The following is a 19,199-nucleotide window of genomic DNA, read 5'->3' on the forward strand; positions in this document are numbered from 1 at the left end:
ATTATTTCTTCTTTTTCTTCGGCTTTGATGCTTCAGATTTTAATGTGTTGCTTTGTGTTTCTACTAAATAGTTAGCTAGAATTTTATCCACTAGCTCTTCTTTCGTTAAATGATGAAAGATGGTTTTTATTTTCGATTTAAAATCTTCTGAAACCTCACGATTTGGCTTCATTTTAAACACTTTTTTAGCCCATAAAAGTGCATTGTTTTCTTCGATACTTTGGGCATCTGCTTTTTTGAATTCGTGAAATGTAATGCCTAATTCATCTTCAAAATCGGCAATATCAATCACTTCTTCTTGTTGTAAAACCGTTAGAGATAAGCCCTTTGCTCCTGCTCTAGCTGTTCGTCCACTTCTATGTACATAAGCATCATAAGTATCTGGTAAATGGTAATTCACCACATAAGAAATATCTTTTACATCAATACCACGAGCTGCTAAATCCGTTGCGACTAAAATAGAAATATGTCCTTCTCTAAATTGTCCCATTATACGATCACGAATACCTTGAGATAAACTTCCATGAAGCGCTCCAGAAGAGAACTTGTTAATCGCTAAATTTTTAGCAAGCTTGTTCACTGCTGCTTTCGTTTTACAAAATATTATACCACGTTGTCCTTCCTTAGAATTTAAGAAATGGAGTAAAACAGCCAACTTTTCAATTGGTTCTACAACAACAAATTGATGATCTATTCCTTGATGACCAACAGTTGACATATCTGCTTCTACTTGAACCACATGCTTAGACATATAATTCTGAACCAATTGTTTAATGGCTCCAGATAACGTTGCAGTAAATAAAAATGTTCGTCTCTTTTTAGGAATACCTTTGATAATAAGGTCTAAATCAGTTTTTAGAGCGCTTACCATTTCATCAGCTTCATCTAAAACTAAATATTTTAATTCTTTTAAATTTACAGCTCCACGACTCACTAAATCGACCAATCGACCTGGTGTTGCCACTATAATTTGAGTAGTTTCCTTTAAACGTTCTATTTGCGGTTTTATAGGAATACCTCCAAAAGTTGCTGCAATAGAAACCTCAGTATTATACTTAGAAAATGAAAGTAAATTAGCGTATATTTGTTGACCTAATTCGCGTGTTGGTGCTAAGATTACAGCTTGTACTTTTTCATCATTAACATCAATTAATTGTAATAATGGCAATCCGAAAGCAGCTGTTTTACCTGTACCTGTTTTAGCTAATGCGACGACATCTTCTTTTTTATTTAATATAACAGGAATTGCTTTTTGCTGAATATCTGTAGGTACAGAAATCTTTAATTCTGCTAATTTTTTTAAACTGTTTTCGTTGATTCCTAATTCGGAAAAATGCTTGGACATAAAAAATAATTTTTGCAAAGGTAAGGATACTGCTCTTGGGAAATGGTTTTATTCGGATTCATTCCACTTAAATAATATCTAAAAAGATAGAATAAAACCTTCAGATTAATTTAACATTAAATAACAGTTATTGGTTTGTCTTTTTACGCATTTATCTTGAACTTCGCTAAAAAGGAATAGCATGACAATATTTGTAGATATGGACGATGTGTTGGCCGACACTTACGGTAAACACATAGAATTATATAATAAAGAACACCAACAAGAATTAAACATTAATCAGATTTCTTCTGGTGAAATGTGGCAAAATGTACCAGAAGAGCATCATCTAAGTATTAGGCAGCATGCACTACAACCAGGCTTTTTTAGAGATTTAGAACCTATAAAAGATGCTATACCAGTTATGGAAGCACTTTATAATAAGCATGACGTTTACATTGCAACAGCTGCTACCCAATTTCCGAATTCATTAATTGAAAAAAGTGAATGGCTAGCAGAACATATGCCTTTTATTACATGGCAACATCAAATAATGTGTGGTGATAAATTTATATTAAATGGTGATTTACTTATAGATGACAGAACCTATAATTTAAAGGATTTTAAAGGTGATACGTTACTTTTTAATTCGCCTCATAACGTTAATGACACAGGTTTTACTAGAGTAGCTACTTGGGAAGAAATTGCAAAAATTTTACTCTAGAAACATCAAAATCTAAAAATAATAAGTAACACCTTCCGTAATGCAGATTGCTTAAGTAATCTTAAATTCCTAGAACCATTTTCTAGAACCTATTGTATGGTTTAAATACGCAATGAAACTATGAAGAATATGTATCTTTGCGTTTCAATATATATTTTCAATACTTGTGCTACAAATTAAAGCGTACTTAGACCAAATAGCAGCCATTTCTGATGCAGACTGGGAATTCTTTATGTCTAAATTAAAACGTCGTGTTATCCCAAAGAAGACAGTATTTTTAGAACGCAACCAAATTGAAGAGCATATATCTTTTATAGAATCTGGTGTAGTGCGTTTATTTATCCCAAAGGAAAATCCGGATAAAGAAATCACCTTTGGCTTTAGCTTTAAAAACCAATTTATTAGTGCCTACGATTCTTTTTTAACACAAACACCATCTGCTTATCAATTACAAGCCTTAACAAAAACAACACTTCTAAGTATCAGTTATGACGACTTACAAGATGTTTATAAAACCACACAAATCGGTAATCTTATTGGTAGATTAACTGCAGAACGTTTGTTTTTAATTAAATCTAAACGCGAGCAAAATTTACTAAATCTCACTGCAGAAGAGCGTTACGTTAAACTATTTAAAGAACGACCTGAAGTATTAAAGGTCATTCCGTTAAAATATGTAAGTTCTTATATTGGCGTTACACCACAAGCTTTAAGTCGTATTCGTAAACGTTTGGTATAGCGTTTTATTGATTTAGGTTCATTGTTTGCTACTTCACTTCAAATTATCTTTACCAAAAAATATTTTATGGTTATAGTAATTTTTGTAGCAATACTTTGGTATGGAGGTTTATTCTTTCAGTCGTTTTTTTTACATCGTTATGCTGCACACCAGGTTTTTACAATGTCTAAAGCTATGGAGCGTATAACTTTTGTTTTAACATGGATTTTTCAAGGTTCTAGTTACTTAAGTGCTTATGGTTATGGCGTAATGCATCGTATGCATCATGCTTACACAGACACAGAACAAGATCCACACTCTCCATCTTATGATGCTAATCTTTTTGCAATGATGTGGAAAACTAAAACCATTTATCAAGATATTAATAAGCAACGTATAACCGTAGATCCTCGTTTTACCAAAAATGTACCACAATGGAAAAGCTTTGATGCCTTTGCTAGTTCTCGTATCTCTAGAGTATTATGGATATCAGGATATGTATTGTTCTTTGCCATTTTTGTGACGTCTTGGTGGCAATGGCTATTACTGCCTATCGCCTTTTTAATGGCTCCAATCCATGGTGTTATTATTAATTGGTTCGGACATATTTATGGATATGTCAATTTTAAAATGAAAAACACTAGTAAAAACCTCTTCCGTTTCGATTTTTTAATGATGGGTGAAGGCTACCATAATAACCATCATAAATTTGCAAGTAGAGCTAATTTTGGTGTAAAATGGTACGAAATTGATGTGACTTATCTAATTATTAAATTGCTAAATGCTTTTGGTGTTATTAGATTGAAACCAATAAAAGTGAAACCGTAACTGGCTAAATCTCTATTTCAAATTCCCATTAAAAGGCATTATCTTGCAGTTACTTTAAAACATCTTACATTAGGTTATAATGTTAAGATAAAAAACTAAAGGACTAAGAATGATGTACACTATTATTGATGTTGAAACCACAGGACAGAGTAATCGCATGACCGAGATTTCTGTTTTTAAATTTGATGGACATCAAGTTATTGACGAGTTTACATCTTTAATTAATCCTGAAGCCTTTATTCCGCAACACATTACAGCATTAACAGGTATAGATTCTGATATGGTGGCAGATGCACCAACCTTTGCAGAAGTTGCACAGGATATCTTAAAAATTACAGAAGACACCATATTTGTAGCACACAATGTTAACTTTGATTACAATGTGATTCAAGGTGAGTTTAAACGCATCGGACAAGAATTTACAAGGAAAAAACTGTGTACCGTTAGGTTATCTAGGCGTTTAATTCCTGGTCATCGTTCTTACAGTTTAGGAAAGATTTGCAAAGCTTTAGATATTAATTTAGTCGATAGACACAGAGCAAAAGGTGATGCCGAAGCTACTGTAATTTTGTTTGAATTACTCTTACAACAACCCAATTCAGAAAACGTTTTTAAAGAATTTTTAAACAAGAATTCTAGAGAATCTACTTTACCTCCTAACCTTCTGAAAGAAAAATTTGAAGCCTTACCAACCACAGCTGGTATTTATTATTTTAAGAATAAAAAAGGCAAGGTTATTTATGTCGGTAAAGCTATTAATATAAAAAAACGTGTTCTCAGTCATTTTTATAGCAAGACTAAAAAGTCTTTAGAAATGGTAAGAGAAACAGGTGATGTTGATTTTGAATCATCTGGAAGTGAACTGGTTGCCTTACTTATGGAAGATGCAGCAATTAAGCATCATTTCCCTATATACAATAAGGTTGCTAAACGTGCTATTCAATCGTTTTCTATTTTTTCTTACGAAGACAGAAAAGGTATACTGCATTTGGCGAGTAATAAAACAAAATTAGTACCTAGTCCAATCATTACTTTATTTAATGTGAGAGACGTTCGTTCTTATTTAGAGAAAATTTGCGGAAAATTTAATTTATGCCCTAAATATTGTCATTTACAAGAGGCTGTTTCGGAATGTTCACATTACAACATTAAAAATTGCAATGGAATTTGCAGAGATGAAGAATCTGTAGAAAGTTATAACAATAGAGTTTTAGAAGCAATACACGACATGTCTAATCAAAAAGACGATGTGGTTTTAAAAGAAAAAGGCAGAAATGAGGACGAAGAAGCCTTTGTTATGATAAAAGATGGTGAATATTTAGGCTACGGATTTATTGGCAAACACGAGCAGATTAATCATATAGATGATTTAAATACGTTCCTTATTCCTCAAAAAAACAGTGTAGATATTCAGAAGATTTTACGTCCTGTTTTGATGAGCAGATAGCTTTGAGCTTAAAATAGAATTTAGACATAAATTCTAATATTTTTTCTTTTATAAATTAGTGTGGACAAGCGAATAAAAATTTAATATTTCAAATGATAAAAAAAAATAAAACCACATACTTTATTATACTACTGTGTTTAATAAGTACTAGTGTGTTTTCAAATTCATTTATACGTTTAGACTCCGCAAGTTTGGCTAATGCTAAAATGAAAATTGAAAATGGTACTGCTTCTGCGCAGACCTTAATTGCTTATAAAAAACTGATAAAGGATGCTGACAAATTGCTTACAAGAAAGAATCCAACAGTAACGGATAAAACCATATTACCACCAACAGGCAATAAACATGATTACTTAAGTATTAGTCGATATTGGTGGCCAAATCCTGATACAAAGGACGGATTACCTTGGGTAAGACACGACGGAAAAACGAATCCGGAAACACAAACCGATGCTGTAGATAGACCAAGATTTGGCGCAATGGGACGAGGCACTTGGATATTGAGTTTAGCTTACTATTTCACAGAAGACGAAATCTATGCAGAAAAAGCAATCAGTAGAATTGAGACTTGGTTTATAAACCCTGAAACCTTAATGAATCCGCATTTAGAATTTGCGCAAAGTGTCCCAGGAAATCCAAATCGTCGGCCTTCAGGTATTTTAGATGGTCGCTCTATAACGATGTTTATACCAGATGCAGTTCAATTATTATCAACTTCTGAGCATTGGGACGATAATCACCAAACAAAAATGAATACTTGGTTGTCTGATTATTTAGTATGGTTAACAGAAAGCGAATTAGGTATAAAAGGAAGTCATCAAAAGAATAATCACGGCTCTTGGTATAAATTTCAAGTTGCTTCTTTGGCTTATTATTTAGGAAAAACTGACTTAGTAAAAAGCACTATTGAATTAGCTCAAAAAAGCTTAGACCAAATGCTAGATGAAAAGGGAAGACAAACGCATGAGCTCGCACGATCACGATCGTTTTTCTATAGTTGCTTTAATTTACAAGCCTTAACCAACATAGCTGTAATTGGAGGTAAAATTGGTATAGATATGTGGCACTACAAATCTGAAAATAAAAAGAGTTTAACTCTAGCTATCGACTATTTAACACCTGTTATTAATGGACAAACATGGCATCATAATACTTTAAAAGCTATTGACTATACAGGACTAATCCCTATACTTTCAATAGCTTCTAAAAATGAAAATTATGAAGACTATAAAGATATTCTAACGACAATCTTAAAGGATAGTGAGCAAAAGAAACCAAACCAAGTATTGTTTGAATACTGGTTATTTCTGTAATTCCTTAATTTAGGGAAAGACAAAACTTTAAATCTCAATAAATAATATAGAATAAATCCAATAAATTAGACTAAGCTAACTTCACATTAACAGCAGTTGGGCCTTTTTTCCCTTCTTCAATCTGAAAAGTTACTTTATTGTGTTGCTTAATTTTGTCTACACAGTTTGTGGTATGCACAAAGATTTCGTCGTCAGTATCATTTATGCTTATAAAGCCGAAACCTTTGCTATAATTGAAAAATTTTACTGTTCCTTGCTTTACTTCGCTAGCTTTATTGCCTTTAAATAAATTCTTAAAAAATTGTACTATCATTTTAAACTGCCATTAATTTGTAATTCGTTTGGAGGTACAAATTTACATTTTGTTTTTGTCCTACCAAACGTATCTACTAAGTATCCTTAGATTTTACTTTGGCATTAGTACATTAATTGTAGTAATTATGTTAAAAACAGCTCGTAATTATTCCAAATACATGATAAAAATCAACTTATTAACATATTCTAATCCTTAATTTTGTTCTTTTATTTTTACAAAACGAATACAATTTATAGTTTCAATTTAAAATATGAACCAAAAACTAACTAACAAAGCCGTTTACATAACGACTACGGAACCCAATAGCGGAAAATCAATTATTTCTTTAGGATTAATGCAATTATTATTAGGTAAAGCTGCGAAAGTAGGCTACTTCAGACCTATTATAGATGATTTAGCTCCTGGTGAAATAGATAATCATATAAATACAGTAATAAGTTATTTTAATCTCGATTTAAAATTTGAAGATGCTTATGCTTTTAAAAGAAGTGAGGTCATAAAAAAGAAAAACGAGAATAAGGACGACGAAATTATAGGTACTATTATAGATAAGTTTAAATCTATAGAAGAACGTTTCGATTTTATTTTAGTGGAAGGTAGTAGTTTTGTTGGTGAAGGTGCTATTATAGAATTTGATATTAACGTTTTAATCGCCAAAAACTTAGGTGTACCAGCTATTATTTTAGCAAGTGCAAAGGGTAAAACCATGGAAGAGCTTGTTAGCAATCTTTACATGGCTTACGATACTTTTAGAGACAAAGGTGTTGAAGTACTTTCTGTTATAGCAAATAAAGTAGAACCTCAAAAGCTAGAATTAGCAGTTTCCGAATTAGAGAAAGTATTACCTGCAAATGTTATAGCAAATGCAATTCCTGCTAATCCTAAATTATCTAATCCTTCTATTAAAGAAATTGTAGATGCTTTAGATGCCTCAGTACTATTTGGAGAAGCTTATATTAACAATCAAGCTGGTAATTTTAGTGTAGGTGCTATGCAACTCCGTAATTACTTAACGCATTTAAAAGAAAATGCATTAGTTATTACACCTGGTGACAGAGCAGATATTATTTTAGGTGCTTTACAAGCAAATCTTTCTGAAAATTACCCTTCTGTTTCTGGTATTGTCCTCACAGGTGGTTTAACACCAGAAGATTCTATAATTAAACTTATTGAAGGACTTTCTGATATTGTACCAATTATTTCAGCACCAAGAGGAACATATTCTGTAACCAACCAAATAGGTGAAATTAAATCTCAAATTTATGCTGAGAACACAGAGAAGATTTTAACTTCAATTCAAGAATTTGAAAAACATATTAAAGTAGATGATTTGGTTGAACGTTTAATTACGTTTGAAACTAAAGGTGTAACGCCAAGAATGTTTCAGTATAACTTATTAAAAGAAGCTAAATCTAATAAGAAACATATTGTTTTACCAGAAGGTTTAGACGAGCGTGTATTAAGAGCGACAAAACAACTTGTAGATTTAGATGCCGTTGAAATCACCTTACTTGGTGATAAAAAAGAAATTGAAGAAAAACTTTTAAACCTCGATTTAGACTTAGATTTAAGCTTGGTAAATATCATAAACCCAATTGAATCTCCTCTATTTGAGTCGTACTCAGAAACATTATATGAATTACGTAAGCACAAAAATGTAAATCTAGCAATGGCTCAAGATTTAATGGAAGATGTTTCTTATTTCGGAACTATGATGGTGCATAAAGGTGATGCAGATGGGATGGTGTCTGGTGCAGTACATACAACCCAACATACTATTAGACCAGCACTTCAATTTATAAAAACAAAACCTGAGACTTCAATTGTTTCTTCTGTATTCTTTATGTGTTTAGAAGATCGTGTATCCGTTTATGGTGATTGTGCTATTAATCCAAACCCAACTGCAGAGCAGTTATCTGAAATTGCAATTTCATCTGCAAAAACAAGTATTGCTTTTGGTATAGAGCCAAAAATAGCAATGCTCTCCTACTCTTCTGGCACATCAGGTGTTGGTGAAGATGTAGAAAAAGTAAGAGCAGCAACTGCACTAATAAAGTCTAAACGTCCAGATTTAAAAGTAGAAGGTCCAATACAATACGATGCAGCAGTAGATATGAATGTTGGTAAAACTAAATTACCAAATTCTGAAGTTGCTGGTCAAGCAAACGTCTTTATCTTCCCTGATTTAAATACAGGTAACAACACGTATAAGGCCGTACAACGAGAAACCAAAGCCTTAGCTATAGGACCAATAATACAAGGACTTAACAAACCTGTTAATGATTTAAGTAGAGGTTGTACAACAGACGATATTTTTAATACCGTAATTGTAACCGTTATTCAAGCACAAGATTTTTAAAATAAAGTTTATGAACATATTAGTAATCAACTCTGGGAGTTCTTCCATAAAATTTCAATTAATACAAATGCCATCCGAAACATTAATTTGTAGTGGTTTGGTAGAACGTATCGGTCAAAAAGATGCTATTCTTAATTACGAAACAGATAAAGTAGATACCAAAGAAATACATCACATTGCAGATCATAATGACGGTCTAAAACGAGTTGTAGATTTATTATTAGATCCAGAAAAAGGGGTTATACAAAATACGGACGAAATTGCAATTGTTGGTCATCGGGTTGTACATGGTGGAAATTCGTTTTCTAATACCACATTAATTACTAAAGATGTAAAAGAGAAGATTAATGAATTTTCAGCTTTAGCACCTTTACATAATCCTAATAATCTAGAAGGAATTAAAGTAGCAGAGCAGCTTTTCCCTAATGCAAAGCAAGCGGCTATTTTTGATACTGCATTTTTTCAAACCTTACCAGAAAAGGCTAAAAAGTATGCTATCCCTAATTACTTATACAAAGATCATGGCATTCAAGTTTATGGCTTTCATGGTACAAGTCATAAATATGTTACTGAAAAGGCAATCAATTATTTAAACCTAGAAACGTCTAAAATTATTACCATTCATTTAGGTAATGGTTGCAGTATGACGGCTGTTGAGAATGGAAAAAGTATAGACCACAATCTTGGATTTACGCCTTCTAATGGTTTAATAATGGGAACACGAAGTGGTGATATTGATCATGCTATTGTATTTTATTTAGTAAACAGTTTAGGGTATGATTTAGACAAAGTAAATAGAATCTTAACTAAAGAAAGTGGTATGTATGGTCTTACCGGTTATAGTGATTTAAGAGATATTGAAGCAGAAGCTGTAAAAGGAAATGAAGATTGTAAATTAGCTTTAATAATGAATGCTTACCGAATAAAAAAATACATTGGTGCTTACACGGCTGCAATGAACGGTTTAGATGCTATTGTATTTACTGCTGGTATTGGTGAAAACTCTAACTATATAAGAGAGAAAGTTTGTGTAGACATGGATTATTTTGGAATTAAATTAGATTCGATTAAAAATAATTTAAGATCTAAAGAATTACGAGAAATCAACACTGTAGATGCTAAAACTAAAATTTTAGTAATTCCTACAAATGAAGAATTAGAAATTGCAAAACAAGCTTATGGGTTGGTGAATTAAAGACTTCATTTTCTATAATATTAAATTCACTCATAAAAGCTCCAGAAATTCTCTGGAGCTTTTATATTTATATTAGCAGATTATTAAATGTTTCTTTTTAGCGATTTTAAAAAATCAATTACTTTATGTTTCATTTAATAACTTGTTTTAAAGATAGGTATAGCAATTAAGATTTAAAACAACATATTTACCAGAAACTTATACTATATTGACTTTAGAAACTTGAAATTGAGTGTTTTAAACTAAAAAAAATGAATATACCAATATCATTAATTTTATTACGATTAATTTTAGCACCAATAATTTTAGCTTTAGCTTATTTTATAGGAGAAACTTCTAAAACAATAATCGTTATTTTAATGTATTTAGGATTGATCTCTGATATACTAGATGGGATAATTGCACGAAAACAAAATATATCTTCACCTAAATTAAGACGAATGGATAGTCAAACTGATATGATATTTTGGTTGTCTATCGGTTTTTCTACTTGGATACTCTATCCCAAATTAATAGCCGATAATTCAATTGTAATTTGGACAATCCTAATCATGGAAATTGCGTGTTACGTCATTAGTTTAATTAAGTTTAAAAAAGAAACTTGTACACATGCTTTTCTTTCAAAACTTTGGGGAATTACTCTATTAATTGCGTTTACCTCGTTAATTGGGTTTAATCACGCTGGCATTCCGTTTGCAATGGCTATAATTATGGGATTAATCTCTCATATAGACAGAATACTAATTACTCTAATCTTACCGAAATGGACACATGATATTCCCAGTGCATATCATGCTTATTTAATTAGAAAAGGAATTGATTTTAAACGAAATGAATATTTAAACGGATAAATAAGTTTTACATTTTACGATGTTTAAAATCTGCTTCGACTTGTACAATTACCCAATTGGTAATTTTAGAAGCAATGAGTCCCTTAAAAAGTGAAACTAAAGGCTTTAACCACCAGGTTTTTACTCTTCCTTTTAATTCGGCTTTTAAGATAGCCTTTATCCTATTTTTTATAGGTTTTTTTAAATTTTTAAAAGCTTTTGAATCAAATTTTGGAAAATCTTCAACTTCATATTTTGTAGGGTTGGTATCACCATCAATTTTACTCAAATCAGGAATAATTGGCATATACACCTTTACACTACCATCCTTTTGTTCTACATTTTTCTTAAACGCATCTATAGCTTCGTCACTTACACCATAGAATAAGTTATTAGGATCATCCTTATCGCATTCTAAAAATAAAATACCTCTTAAAAAATTGCGAGCGTTGTCTCTTCCTAAAAAGAAATCATGTTGTCTAAATTTAATATCTAAGAAACCACCAAAACCTTCTAAAGCACCAGTCGCCAAAGGAGGATGCTCTCTTACTTCCATTTTTCCTGACTTCAATTTCCTGGGAAAAGACATTAATTTAAACAAACCAACACCATAGGTATCATTTTGTTTATTTCTGGCTTGATTAAGAATCGTCGGTACAAGAGCACCTAAAATGCCCATAATACTAGATACTCTATAATTAATACTGTCTACAGACTCAGCATCAAAAAAACTAGGAAATGGATCTATTAAAACAGTCCCGAATTTTGGATTCTCAGAGTTTGGTTCACCATGCTTATTAATAAGATGACGTAAAACCTCATCAAACGGTTCGTTATTAATTGTACCACCATCAATAGCAGTAAACTGAAAGTTTGGACTGACTTCTGGTTCAATAAAAACATCTTTTTCTTCTACTAACGATTTTCTAACTGTTAAACTATTATTTAAATAACTCGTAGTAAATTCGTTATCAAAATATCTTGGTTTTAAACCAATAGGAAATGCACCTGTTGCCTTAGTCACTTTAATTAAAAAATCCTTCGATTTTAAGTTTTTAGGATGAAATGGTAAGTATTGATTTTTATCTTTCAACTCATCATAATTAAGCTTAAAATGTGCCACAATATCATGGCTACTTACTCTGTGAGCAGGTGTTGCATCTAAAAACTTAGATTTAATTCTACTTAACTTTACTTTATAATCTAATGGTCTAAGACTCGTTAAAGTAATTAGCAAGCGTAAATCTTTAGACATAAATTTAGGAAAATTGTCTAAACTTGCATCTGTTGACAATTCATTGAAAACACGTTCGGCAATTGCATCAATAGGATTAGAGTTTAAAAGCGATGTCGCACCAACTTCAGGATGAATATCTGAAGTGTCGAGCATTTTTTCAAAAGTAGATTTCCCACTTTTTGTTTTGTCATAAAGATTTAAGTCATCATCTAAAAACACCCAACTGTCATATAGAATATTACCAGTTTTTGTGTTAGAGACTTTCTTTACAGGTTTCCAATTGCCTGAATACATTGCCAAAGTTGCAATCATGCCAACCATTCCACCAGCAGAAGCACCTCCAATGGCATCAATAATTACATCATGGTTCGGAATATTACTGCTCTTATTGTCTGCTTGTTCTTCTTTTGCCTTTTCCCACTCTGATAATGCTTCTAGAAGATAATCTACAAAACCAGCTGTGTAAGCACCTGCAGAAACTGCTCCTGCTAATGAAAGTCCTAAATGAAAAGTTTGTTTACTCATTATTTATTCGTTTTTCAAAATAAGTAAATAAATATAGAACTAATCTTTTGGAAAGCCTTGATTTAATCTAAGTCTTAGATTAAAACCATTTGTATTTTTAAAAAACGGAATCATAAATTGCTATGCTTTAGTTAAAACACATCTAAAGAAACAAACTAAATCTTAGACATAAAAAAGTCCTGAATTATATTCAGGACCTTAATAATATGAGATAATATATGTTTTATTGTTTAATAATCTGCTTTTAAAACAATATCGCGTTGTGCAACAAGCATTCCTTCTTCTGTGATTAACTTTAATATTCTTGTTGGATCTCCTTTTTTTGCCATTCTTTTTCTACATGTTTTTGTAAGTAGAGGATCTTCATCAAAAAGAAATGTTTCTACTTCGTAAGCATCCTTAGAAGGTTCCTTTACAATAGGGTATAATTGTTGCAATTGATTATATCTTCTGTCTCCTCCTGGTACAAATGTATAAAACGTATAACGACCATCAGCATCTGTCTTTACCCAACCTCTATGATTTACATAACGTTTATCATTCTCTTCTATTAATTCGAAATCACCATTTTCATCTGGCTGTTGTACATATAAGATAACATCTTTTGCTGGTGTAACACCATCACTCTTATATATAACACCAGAAATTTTTAGTTTATTTATTTTAGACTCAAAATCCGGAATTGTATCTACATTTCTTAAATTAAGATCTTCTTTATCATAAATAGGAAGTTCCATATTAGAAGTTTGAGCAGAAATAAAACTACTAACACTTATAAGGCAAATTAAAGAAAATAAAGAAAATGTCGTTTTCATAAGAATATGTATTACGGTTGCATCAAAATTCACACTTTTTATTACTATTTCAATAAAAATCTTATCAATGTGATATTTATACGATAAACAGAAATTGAAAACTTATAACTCCGACGAAGTACCCAACTTTTATTATTTAATTATGCTTTGATTTAGATGATTAGCTTAAAAATTGTATTTAATTCAATTAATATATCTCTTTAAACTAGCATTTAGACTAGATATATAATAGTCCCTGAACCTGTTGCTGTTTTCTTAAATCAAATCTTCTTATTTATGTACTATTATTTTAATACAGCTCAAGCAAATATTAGTCATAATTTCATTAAAATTTAAGCCAAGAATAGATACTTTCTTGAGTTGAAAAAACAACACATTATTGAAGTAGAATTCCATTTTAGGAATTAAAAATTAAGTTGTTTTTTCACTTAAAACTAATAAAACACGACCAAAATCAGAATTCAACAGACAAATGTATTTCGTCGGTGTTATTTGCTTTTTGTCAACAAAAACAACACTTTAACCAATTATTTTGTTATTTAATCGATAAATATTTTGTAAAAAAATGAGTATTTTAATTGTTTTTTTTAAATAATTGTATAGATTTGTCTCACTAAGAATAACATAAAAGCATAATTATGAAACTAAAATTTACTTTATTCAGTGCCTTTTTTTTACTGATGATGACTATGAGTTTTGCTCAAAAAAACAAAGAGTCTCAAAGCATCATTAGCGGCAAAGTAAATATCTCAAAATACCATAGTCGTGAAGACTTAGAAGGTATGGATAAGGGGCAATTACTGACCTTATACATAGAGCGTATTGAAGTAATTGTAAATATATTACCAAATATTGCCTTTGCAACTAAGCCAGGTGTAACGATGGCATCTTTAGGGATACCTGAAACAAAAGACAATAAAAAAGCTTTAGAAGAAAATATAGAAGCTTCAGATACTTATTTTGAAAGTACGATAGAATTTCAAAAATCGATACTACCATACTCCGATACTACAGATTTAATAGCTGCAATTTTGTTTTACGAATCAACATTGAAAGCATTACATACATATGAAGACTTTAAAAAAGATTAGTTAGTTTTATTTATTATAGTGTTTTAAACCTTGTCTTTTTTAAGTCAAGGTTTTTTTATACCCTATTTCTAATTTGTTATAACATCTTGTTTTTAAAACACATAAAAACCCTTTTAAAAGTACTTATTAGTAAGAATTACGTGACAAAAGTAATTAATTAGTGTATTTCATCGATATTATTTGTGTTTCATGGAATTTATTGTTAGTTTTGACCTAATAGTAAAATGTCCCTTAAATATCTATTAAAAGAATTAACCTATTATGAAAAAAAATACTCTCACTTTATTTCTCATTCTTTTTGTGCTTTGCAATATAAATGCTCAGCAAGAAAAAGGAATAACTGGTTACGATAACTGGTTAGACACTTGGACGGATTTTAAACCTAATAAGGCTAACTACGATGAAGCTACTCAAATTCTCTCTGGAGATATTGATGAAAATACAACCTTAACAAAAAGAAACATTTATTTATTACTAGGTGAAGTTTATGTAATGAACAACGCTACATTAACTATTGAACCTGGTACAGTAATTTTAGGTGATTACGAAACCAATGGATCTTTAACAATCAGTAGAGGTTCTAAATTAGAAGCCAAAGGCACCATTCTCGACCCTATAGTATTTACATCTAGTAGAACAGACAAAAAATCTGGTGATTGGGGCGGAATTTTTATTCTTGGTGATGCACCTATAAATACATTTGGAAATGTTAGCTCAGTAAATTATGGATTAAACCCTTCTTCTACAGAAAACATCAGTTATGGTGGTGATATAGTTGAAAGTGATTCTGGTAACATGGAATATGTAAGAATAGAATACGCTGGTAAAAAAACAAAGTCTTTTGGTAACTACAGTGGACTTACACTTGCTGCTATAGGATTAAAAACTATTATAAAAAATGTAATGGTTAGTTATTGCGAAGGAAACTCATTTAATATCTTAGGTGGTAATGTAGACCTATCACATACTGTATCTTTTAGATCTAGTAAAAATGACTATAATTTTAATTATGGAGCACAATGCAGTATTAATAACTCTTTAGCAATTAGATCTCCATACGTTTCTAGTGCTGACGGTTCAAGATGTATGTATGTTAAATCTTATGATATAAAGGAAAACGCAGATACCGATAAAAAAGAAACCTATGTACGTGCTGAGAATCTTACTCTAGTTAATGTAAGTAATGATTTAGAATCTGACATAAAAGTTGGTTTAGTACAAGAAGCAATTTACTTAGGAACTGATGTATCATTTCATATTGATAAAAGTGTAATATCAGGATTTAAACCTGCAGTTTATTTCGATGCTAGGATAGCAATCAATAGTAAAAATCTTGATAAGATAAAGTTCACAAATTCATATTTTAATAATTGTCAAGGTAATATTTTCAGAAAAGACTATACTAATAATGACGATTTAGAAAGCTGGTATGGTAGCAGAGCATTTAACAATGTTTACTCTAAAGGTCCTGACTCTGAAACATTCATTGACTCTAATAATAGTAGATACCCAGATTTTAGATTAAGAATTAATAAAATTATTGCTTCTAACGATAATTCAGATGATGATAATTAAAATTTAATCCATTCCTATACAAAAAAAATACAATCCCAAACTAAATGCTTACACCTACTAACCTAAAACGTCTATTTTTTGGACTTTGTCTTTTTGCAACTATGCTGCAACAAAGTTTAAATGCACAAATAGTAATTGGCACACCAAATCTTGGTTTTAGTCAGGCTTGTGCAAATGAGAGTTTTAATAGTTTTAGTACAACTTTTATTTTTTCACCAGAAGCTGGTTTGTATCCTTCAAATAAGTTTTCTATAGAAATGTCAGATTCTGATGGTGATTTTACTAATGCAGTTGTAATTTATTCATCAACACCTGGTTCAATAACCACGTCGCCTGCAACTTTAAATTTCCCAATACCAGAAACAGCAGCTGGCGAAAATTATAAAATAAGAATTACAAGTAGTGCTCCAGTAGCAACAAGCTCTAGTTCAGTTTCATTTGCGGCTTATTATAAGCCACAAGATTCTCCTTTTAGTATTAATCATTTAGTATCAACAGGTGCTTTTTGTACAGGAGGAAGTTACTTATTAAGTATCGATAATCCTGGTACTGGTAATAATGATTCTCCTTTATTATATCCTAACCTTACATTCAAATGGTATAAAGAAACGAGTCCTACAACCTTTGTATTTGTTGCAGATGGACCAACTTTAGATGTAACTACTGATGGAACTTATTTTGCACGAACAAATTATGGAAGCTGTACATCAGACTCCTTTTCTAATCGTGTTACAATTTCTGAAGTCACTTCTGGTGTAGCAAATGCTACAATAGTTTCAAGTTTAGGTAATCCATATTGTCCTGGCCAAGGAACTACAACACTAAGTACATTTGTAGGAAATTCTTACCAATGGTTTAAAGATGGAAATTCAATTGAAGGTGCTACCTCTCAGATGCTTCAAACTAATGAATCTGGAACATTTACTGTTCAGGTAGATTTAGGTGATTGTTCAGCTTCTGGTTCAATAGAGTTAGTTAGTGAATCATTTGAAAGCAGTATAGATGTTGATGACGTTGTTGAAACATTAGAAGGCTATCCTATTGAAGTAACTATAACAGACAATGCACAAGCTCCTGAATACTCTTGGTATTTAGACGGTGTTTTAATTCCTGGAGCAACAGCAGCTACTTTTGAAGCTGAGGAATTTGGCGATTATACAGCTACTGTATCCGAAACAACAGGGTGTTTAGTAACCGTTGAGTATAATTTCACAGTTGAAGAGTCAGTGAATTTTTTCCCAGATGTAGAAAAAATTCCTAATGTAATAAGCCCAAATGGTGATGGTATAAATGATACTTGGATCATTCCACAGATATACCATACTAATGATGCCAATACAGAAGTGCTAATAATGGACAATAAAGGTAATGTAGTTTTAAAAACTGTTTCGTACCAAAATAATTGGCCAGAAGTTGATTTAAACCTTAGTAGTGTTAATCAAGTTTATTACTACGTCATTACAACAGAAGACAATAAAACAAAAAAAGGATCAATAACTGTAGTAAAATAAAATGAAAAGACTTCTACTCTTTATATTATGTATCTGTTTTGTGCAGGCTTTCTATGCGCAAGAAGAAGATAGTGATGGTGTCGTTTCACTTAATATACCTGCCAGAAATTCATTAACGTTTAACAGAATTAATATCAATCCAACTTTTAGTTTTGTTAGAGAACAATCAAAATACATTAGTTTTAATAACAAAAGAGAATGGGCACAATTTGAAAATGCACCACTCACCTACTTTGGAAGTTTCTCTGGTAGATTTGGAGAAAATATTGGTGCCGGAATTGGAGTTTTTCAACAAAACTATGGTGTTTTAACAACTTTTGGTGGTCTATTAAACTTTGCTTATAACGCGAGAATCGGTAGTGTTAACAATCTTACATTTGGTTTAAATGTAGGTGCTTATAAAAGTGGTATTAACACAGGAGATGTAGTTACAAATTTTGATGACCCTTCTTTACAAAATGTTCCAGAAAACACGTTATTGACTATCAATCCTGGTATTAACTTTGGTACAGAGTATCTAGATTTTGGGTTGTCTTTTAATAATTTGGTAATGTATAATTTCCAAACTTCTTCAGTTATAGATGTTAATCCAGAACAAAGCCTAGAAACGCATATTATGTATACTGGCTACATGGATAGTAGAGGTTTTTTTGATGAAAGTAAATTTACAGGTCTTTTAAAAGCTGATATATATGAAGACAAAACAATTGTTTCTGCTTTAGCAATGATAACCGTTCCTAAGGGGTTTTGGTTTCAAGGTGGTTATAATTCTGTTTATGGAGTTTCTGCTGGTATAGGACTAAATATTACTAAAAATATTGCCTTAGAATATAATTATGAAAACGCAATTGGTAAACTTGGAGACCTTGGTAATTCTCACGACTTCACTATTGCATATAGATTTGAGAACAATAATTATTACGACTATAGTCCACAAGATGATTTAACAGGTATTCTATCTAATGACAATAAAAAACGTCGTATAGTAAAATCTAAAGCAAAGGAAGTTAAAGCTAAAAAAGAAGCAAATGCTAAATTAGCTTCAGAACAAAAAGCGATAGAAAAAGAAGCTGCTGAAATAGAATCTAAAGCAGAAGCACTTGCTAAGAAAAAAGCAATACAAGACTTAGAAGAACAAAAGTTAAAACAGCAACAAATTGAGCAAGCAAAAATTGAACAAATTGAAGCAGACAAAAAAGCTCAAGCAATAGTAGAAAAAAGAGAAGCCATTGCTGCTCAACAAAGAGCTAAGGCTAAAGAAGAAGCTGATGCACAAGCTAAAATAGTTGCAGAACAAAAAGCTAAAGTAGAAGCTGATGCGCAAGCCAAACTAGTCGCAGAACAAAAAGCTAAAGAAGAAGCTGATGCGCAAGCTAAAATAGTTGCAGAAC

16 protein-coding genes are annotated in these 19,199 nt (G+C 31.3%); 12 read left to right on the forward strand and 4 right to left on the reverse strand.

Annotated features, from left to right (window positions below):
* Window position 1: 1 nt before the first annotated feature.
* On the reverse strand, window positions 2-1,345 hold the full coding sequence (locus tag Q0807_RS11940) for a DEAD/DEAH box helicase (protein WP_299110189.1): 1,344 nt from the start codon (window positions 1,343-1,345) through the stop codon (window positions 2-4).
* A 181-nt stretch (window positions 1,346-1,526) separates the two neighbouring features.
* Here Q0807_RS11940 and Q0807_RS11945 point away from each other — a divergent pair, with 181 nt between their 5' ends.
* From Q0807_RS11945 to Q0807_RS11965, 5 genes are all read left to right on the forward strand, one after another.
* On the forward strand, window positions 1,527-2,048 hold the full coding sequence (locus tag Q0807_RS11945) for a 5'(3')-deoxyribonucleotidase (RefSeq protein ID WP_299110191.1): 522 nt from the start codon (window positions 1,527-1,529) through the stop codon (window positions 2,046-2,048).
* Window positions 2,049-2,214: 166 nt separating this feature from the next.
* Window positions 2,215-2,787 carry a Crp/Fnr family transcriptional regulator gene (locus Q0807_RS11950; protein WP_299110193.1) on the forward strand — a complete coding sequence of 191 codons (573 nt, stop codon included), beginning with the start codon at window positions 2,215-2,217 and terminating at the stop codon, window positions 2,785-2,787.
* A 66-nt stretch (window positions 2,788-2,853) separates the two neighbouring features.
* Window positions 2,854-3,594 (forward strand): acyl-CoA desaturase, encoded by a 741-nt coding sequence (locus tag Q0807_RS11955; protein ID WP_299110195.1) that lies wholly within the window; start codon window positions 2,854-2,856, stop codon window positions 3,592-3,594.
* Window positions 3,595-3,703: 109 nt separating this feature from the next.
* A complete protein-coding gene (locus Q0807_RS11960) occupies window positions 3,704-5,041 on the forward strand; it encodes an exonuclease domain-containing protein (RefSeq protein WP_299110197.1) in 1,338 nt (445 codons plus the stop codon).
* Window positions 5,042-5,133: 92 nt separating this feature from the next.
* The gene (locus Q0807_RS11965; protein WP_299110199.1) at window positions 5,134-6,354 is read left to right on the forward strand and encodes an alginate lyase family protein; all 1,221 of its coding nucleotides are present in this window, start codon (window positions 5,134-5,136) and stop codon (window positions 6,352-6,354) included.
* Window positions 6,355-6,424: 70 nt separating this feature from the next.
* Here the strand turns inward: Q0807_RS11965 and Q0807_RS11970 are convergent, their stop codons facing one another.
* Window positions 6,425-6,667 carry a cold-shock protein gene (locus Q0807_RS11970; protein ID WP_299110201.1) on the reverse strand — a complete coding sequence of 81 codons (243 nt, stop codon included), beginning with the start codon at window positions 6,665-6,667 and terminating at the stop codon, window positions 6,425-6,427.
* A gap of 253 nt (window positions 6,668-6,920) precedes the next feature.
* On the opposite strand from Q0807_RS11970, the gene pta reads away from it, so the two are divergent.
* From pta to Q0807_RS11985, 3 genes are all read left to right on the forward strand, one after another.
* A complete protein-coding gene (gene pta, locus Q0807_RS11975; protein WP_299110203.1) occupies window positions 6,921-9,029 on the forward strand; it encodes a phosphate acetyltransferase in 2,109 nt (702 codons plus the stop codon).
* Between the two features lie 10 nt (window positions 9,030-9,039).
* A complete protein-coding gene (locus Q0807_RS11980) occupies window positions 9,040-10,224 on the forward strand; it encodes an acetate/propionate family kinase (protein ID WP_299110204.1) in 1,185 nt (394 codons plus the stop codon).
* A 251-nt stretch (window positions 10,225-10,475) separates the two neighbouring features.
* On the forward strand, window positions 10,476-11,075 hold the full coding sequence (locus tag Q0807_RS11985) for a CDP-alcohol phosphatidyltransferase family protein (RefSeq protein ID WP_299110206.1): 600 nt from the start codon (window positions 10,476-10,478) through the stop codon (window positions 11,073-11,075).
* A 7-nt stretch (window positions 11,076-11,082) separates the two neighbouring features.
* Here Q0807_RS11985 and Q0807_RS11990 read toward each other — a convergent pair whose 3' ends face one another.
* Together Q0807_RS11990 and Q0807_RS11995 are read right to left on the reverse strand one after the other, a co-directional pair.
* A complete protein-coding gene (locus Q0807_RS11990) occupies window positions 11,083-12,816 on the reverse strand; it encodes a patatin-like phospholipase family protein (protein WP_299110208.1) in 1,734 nt (577 codons plus the stop codon).
* Between the two features lie 230 nt (window positions 12,817-13,046).
* Window positions 13,047-13,631: a hypothetical protein gene (locus Q0807_RS11995; RefSeq protein WP_299110210.1), complete on the reverse strand. Its 585-nt coding sequence runs from the start codon at window positions 13,629-13,631 to the stop codon at window positions 13,047-13,049.
* 689 nt (window positions 13,632-14,320) lie between these two features.
* Between Q0807_RS11995 and Q0807_RS12000 the strand changes: the two genes are divergently transcribed.
* The 4 genes from Q0807_RS12000 to Q0807_RS12015 form a co-directional block, all read left to right on the forward strand.
* Entirely contained in the window at window positions 14,321-14,722 is a 402-nt protein-coding gene (locus tag Q0807_RS12000; RefSeq protein WP_367180250.1) for a hypothetical protein, read from the forward strand.
* Window positions 14,723-14,983: 261 nt separating this feature from the next.
* Window positions 14,984-16,297, forward strand: coding sequence for a hypothetical protein (locus tag Q0807_RS12005; RefSeq protein ID WP_299110214.1), 1,314 nt, complete (start codon window positions 14,984-14,986; stop codon window positions 16,295-16,297).
* Between the two features lie 44 nt (window positions 16,298-16,341).
* Entirely contained in the window at window positions 16,342-17,808 is a 1,467-nt protein-coding gene (locus Q0807_RS12010) for a gliding motility-associated C-terminal domain-containing protein (RefSeq protein ID WP_299110216.1), read from the forward strand.
* A 1-nt stretch (window position 17,809) separates the two neighbouring features.
* Window positions 17,810-19,199, forward strand: a 1,390-nt coding sequence (locus Q0807_RS12015) for a PorP/SprF family type IX secretion system membrane protein (protein WP_299110218.1), incomplete at its 3' end; no start/stop codon positions are given.

Source organism: uncultured Winogradskyella sp. (assembly GCF_947495255.1).
GTDB lineage: Bacteria > Bacteroidota > Bacteroidia > Flavobacteriales > Flavobacteriaceae > Winogradskyella.

Excerpts from the sequence above, each read along its gene's own strand:
- Q0807_RS11940 (WP_299110189.1), bottom strand. The coding sequence starts at position 1,345 with ATGTCCAAGCATTTTTCCGAATTAGGAATCAACGAAAACAGTTTAAAA.
- Q0807_RS11945 (WP_299110191.1), top strand. The coding sequence starts at position 1,527 with ATGACAATATTTGTAGATATGGACGATGTGTTGGCCGACACTTACGGT.
- Q0807_RS11955 (WP_299110195.1), top strand. The coding sequence starts at position 2,854 with ATGGTTATAGTAATTTTTGTAGCAATACTTTGGTATGGAGGTTTATTC.
- Q0807_RS11960 (WP_299110197.1), top strand. The coding sequence starts at position 3,704 with ATGATGTACACTATTATTGATGTTGAAACCACAGGACAGAGTAATCGC.
- Q0807_RS11965 (WP_299110199.1), top strand. The coding sequence starts at position 5,134 with ATGATAAAAAAAAATAAAACCACATACTTTATTATACTACTGTGTTTA.
- Q0807_RS11970 (WP_299110201.1), bottom strand. The coding sequence starts at position 6,667 with ATGATAGTACAATTTTTTAAGAATTTATTTAAAGGCAATAAAGCTAGC.
- pta (WP_299110203.1), top strand. The coding sequence starts at position 6,921 with ATGAACCAAAAACTAACTAACAAAGCCGTTTACATAACGACTACGGAA.
- Q0807_RS11980 (WP_299110204.1), top strand. The coding sequence starts at position 9,040 with ATGAACATATTAGTAATCAACTCTGGGAGTTCTTCCATAAAATTTCAA.
- Q0807_RS11985 (WP_299110206.1), top strand. The coding sequence starts at position 10,476 with ATGAATATACCAATATCATTAATTTTATTACGATTAATTTTAGCACCA.
- Q0807_RS11990 (WP_299110208.1), bottom strand. The coding sequence starts at position 12,816 with ATGAGTAAACAAACTTTTCATTTAGGACTTTCATTAGCAGGAGCAGTT.
- Q0807_RS11995 (WP_299110210.1), bottom strand. The coding sequence starts at position 13,631 with ATGAAAACGACATTTTCTTTATTTTCTTTAATTTGCCTTATAAGTGTT.
- Q0807_RS12000 (WP_367180250.1), top strand. The coding sequence starts at position 14,321 with ATGAGTTTTGCTCAAAAAAACAAAGAGTCTCAAAGCATCATTAGCGGC.
- Q0807_RS12005 (WP_299110214.1), top strand. The coding sequence starts at position 14,984 with ATGAAAAAAAATACTCTCACTTTATTTCTCATTCTTTTTGTGCTTTGC.
- Q0807_RS12010 (WP_299110216.1), top strand. The coding sequence starts at position 16,342 with ATGCTTACACCTACTAACCTAAAACGTCTATTTTTTGGACTTTGTCTT.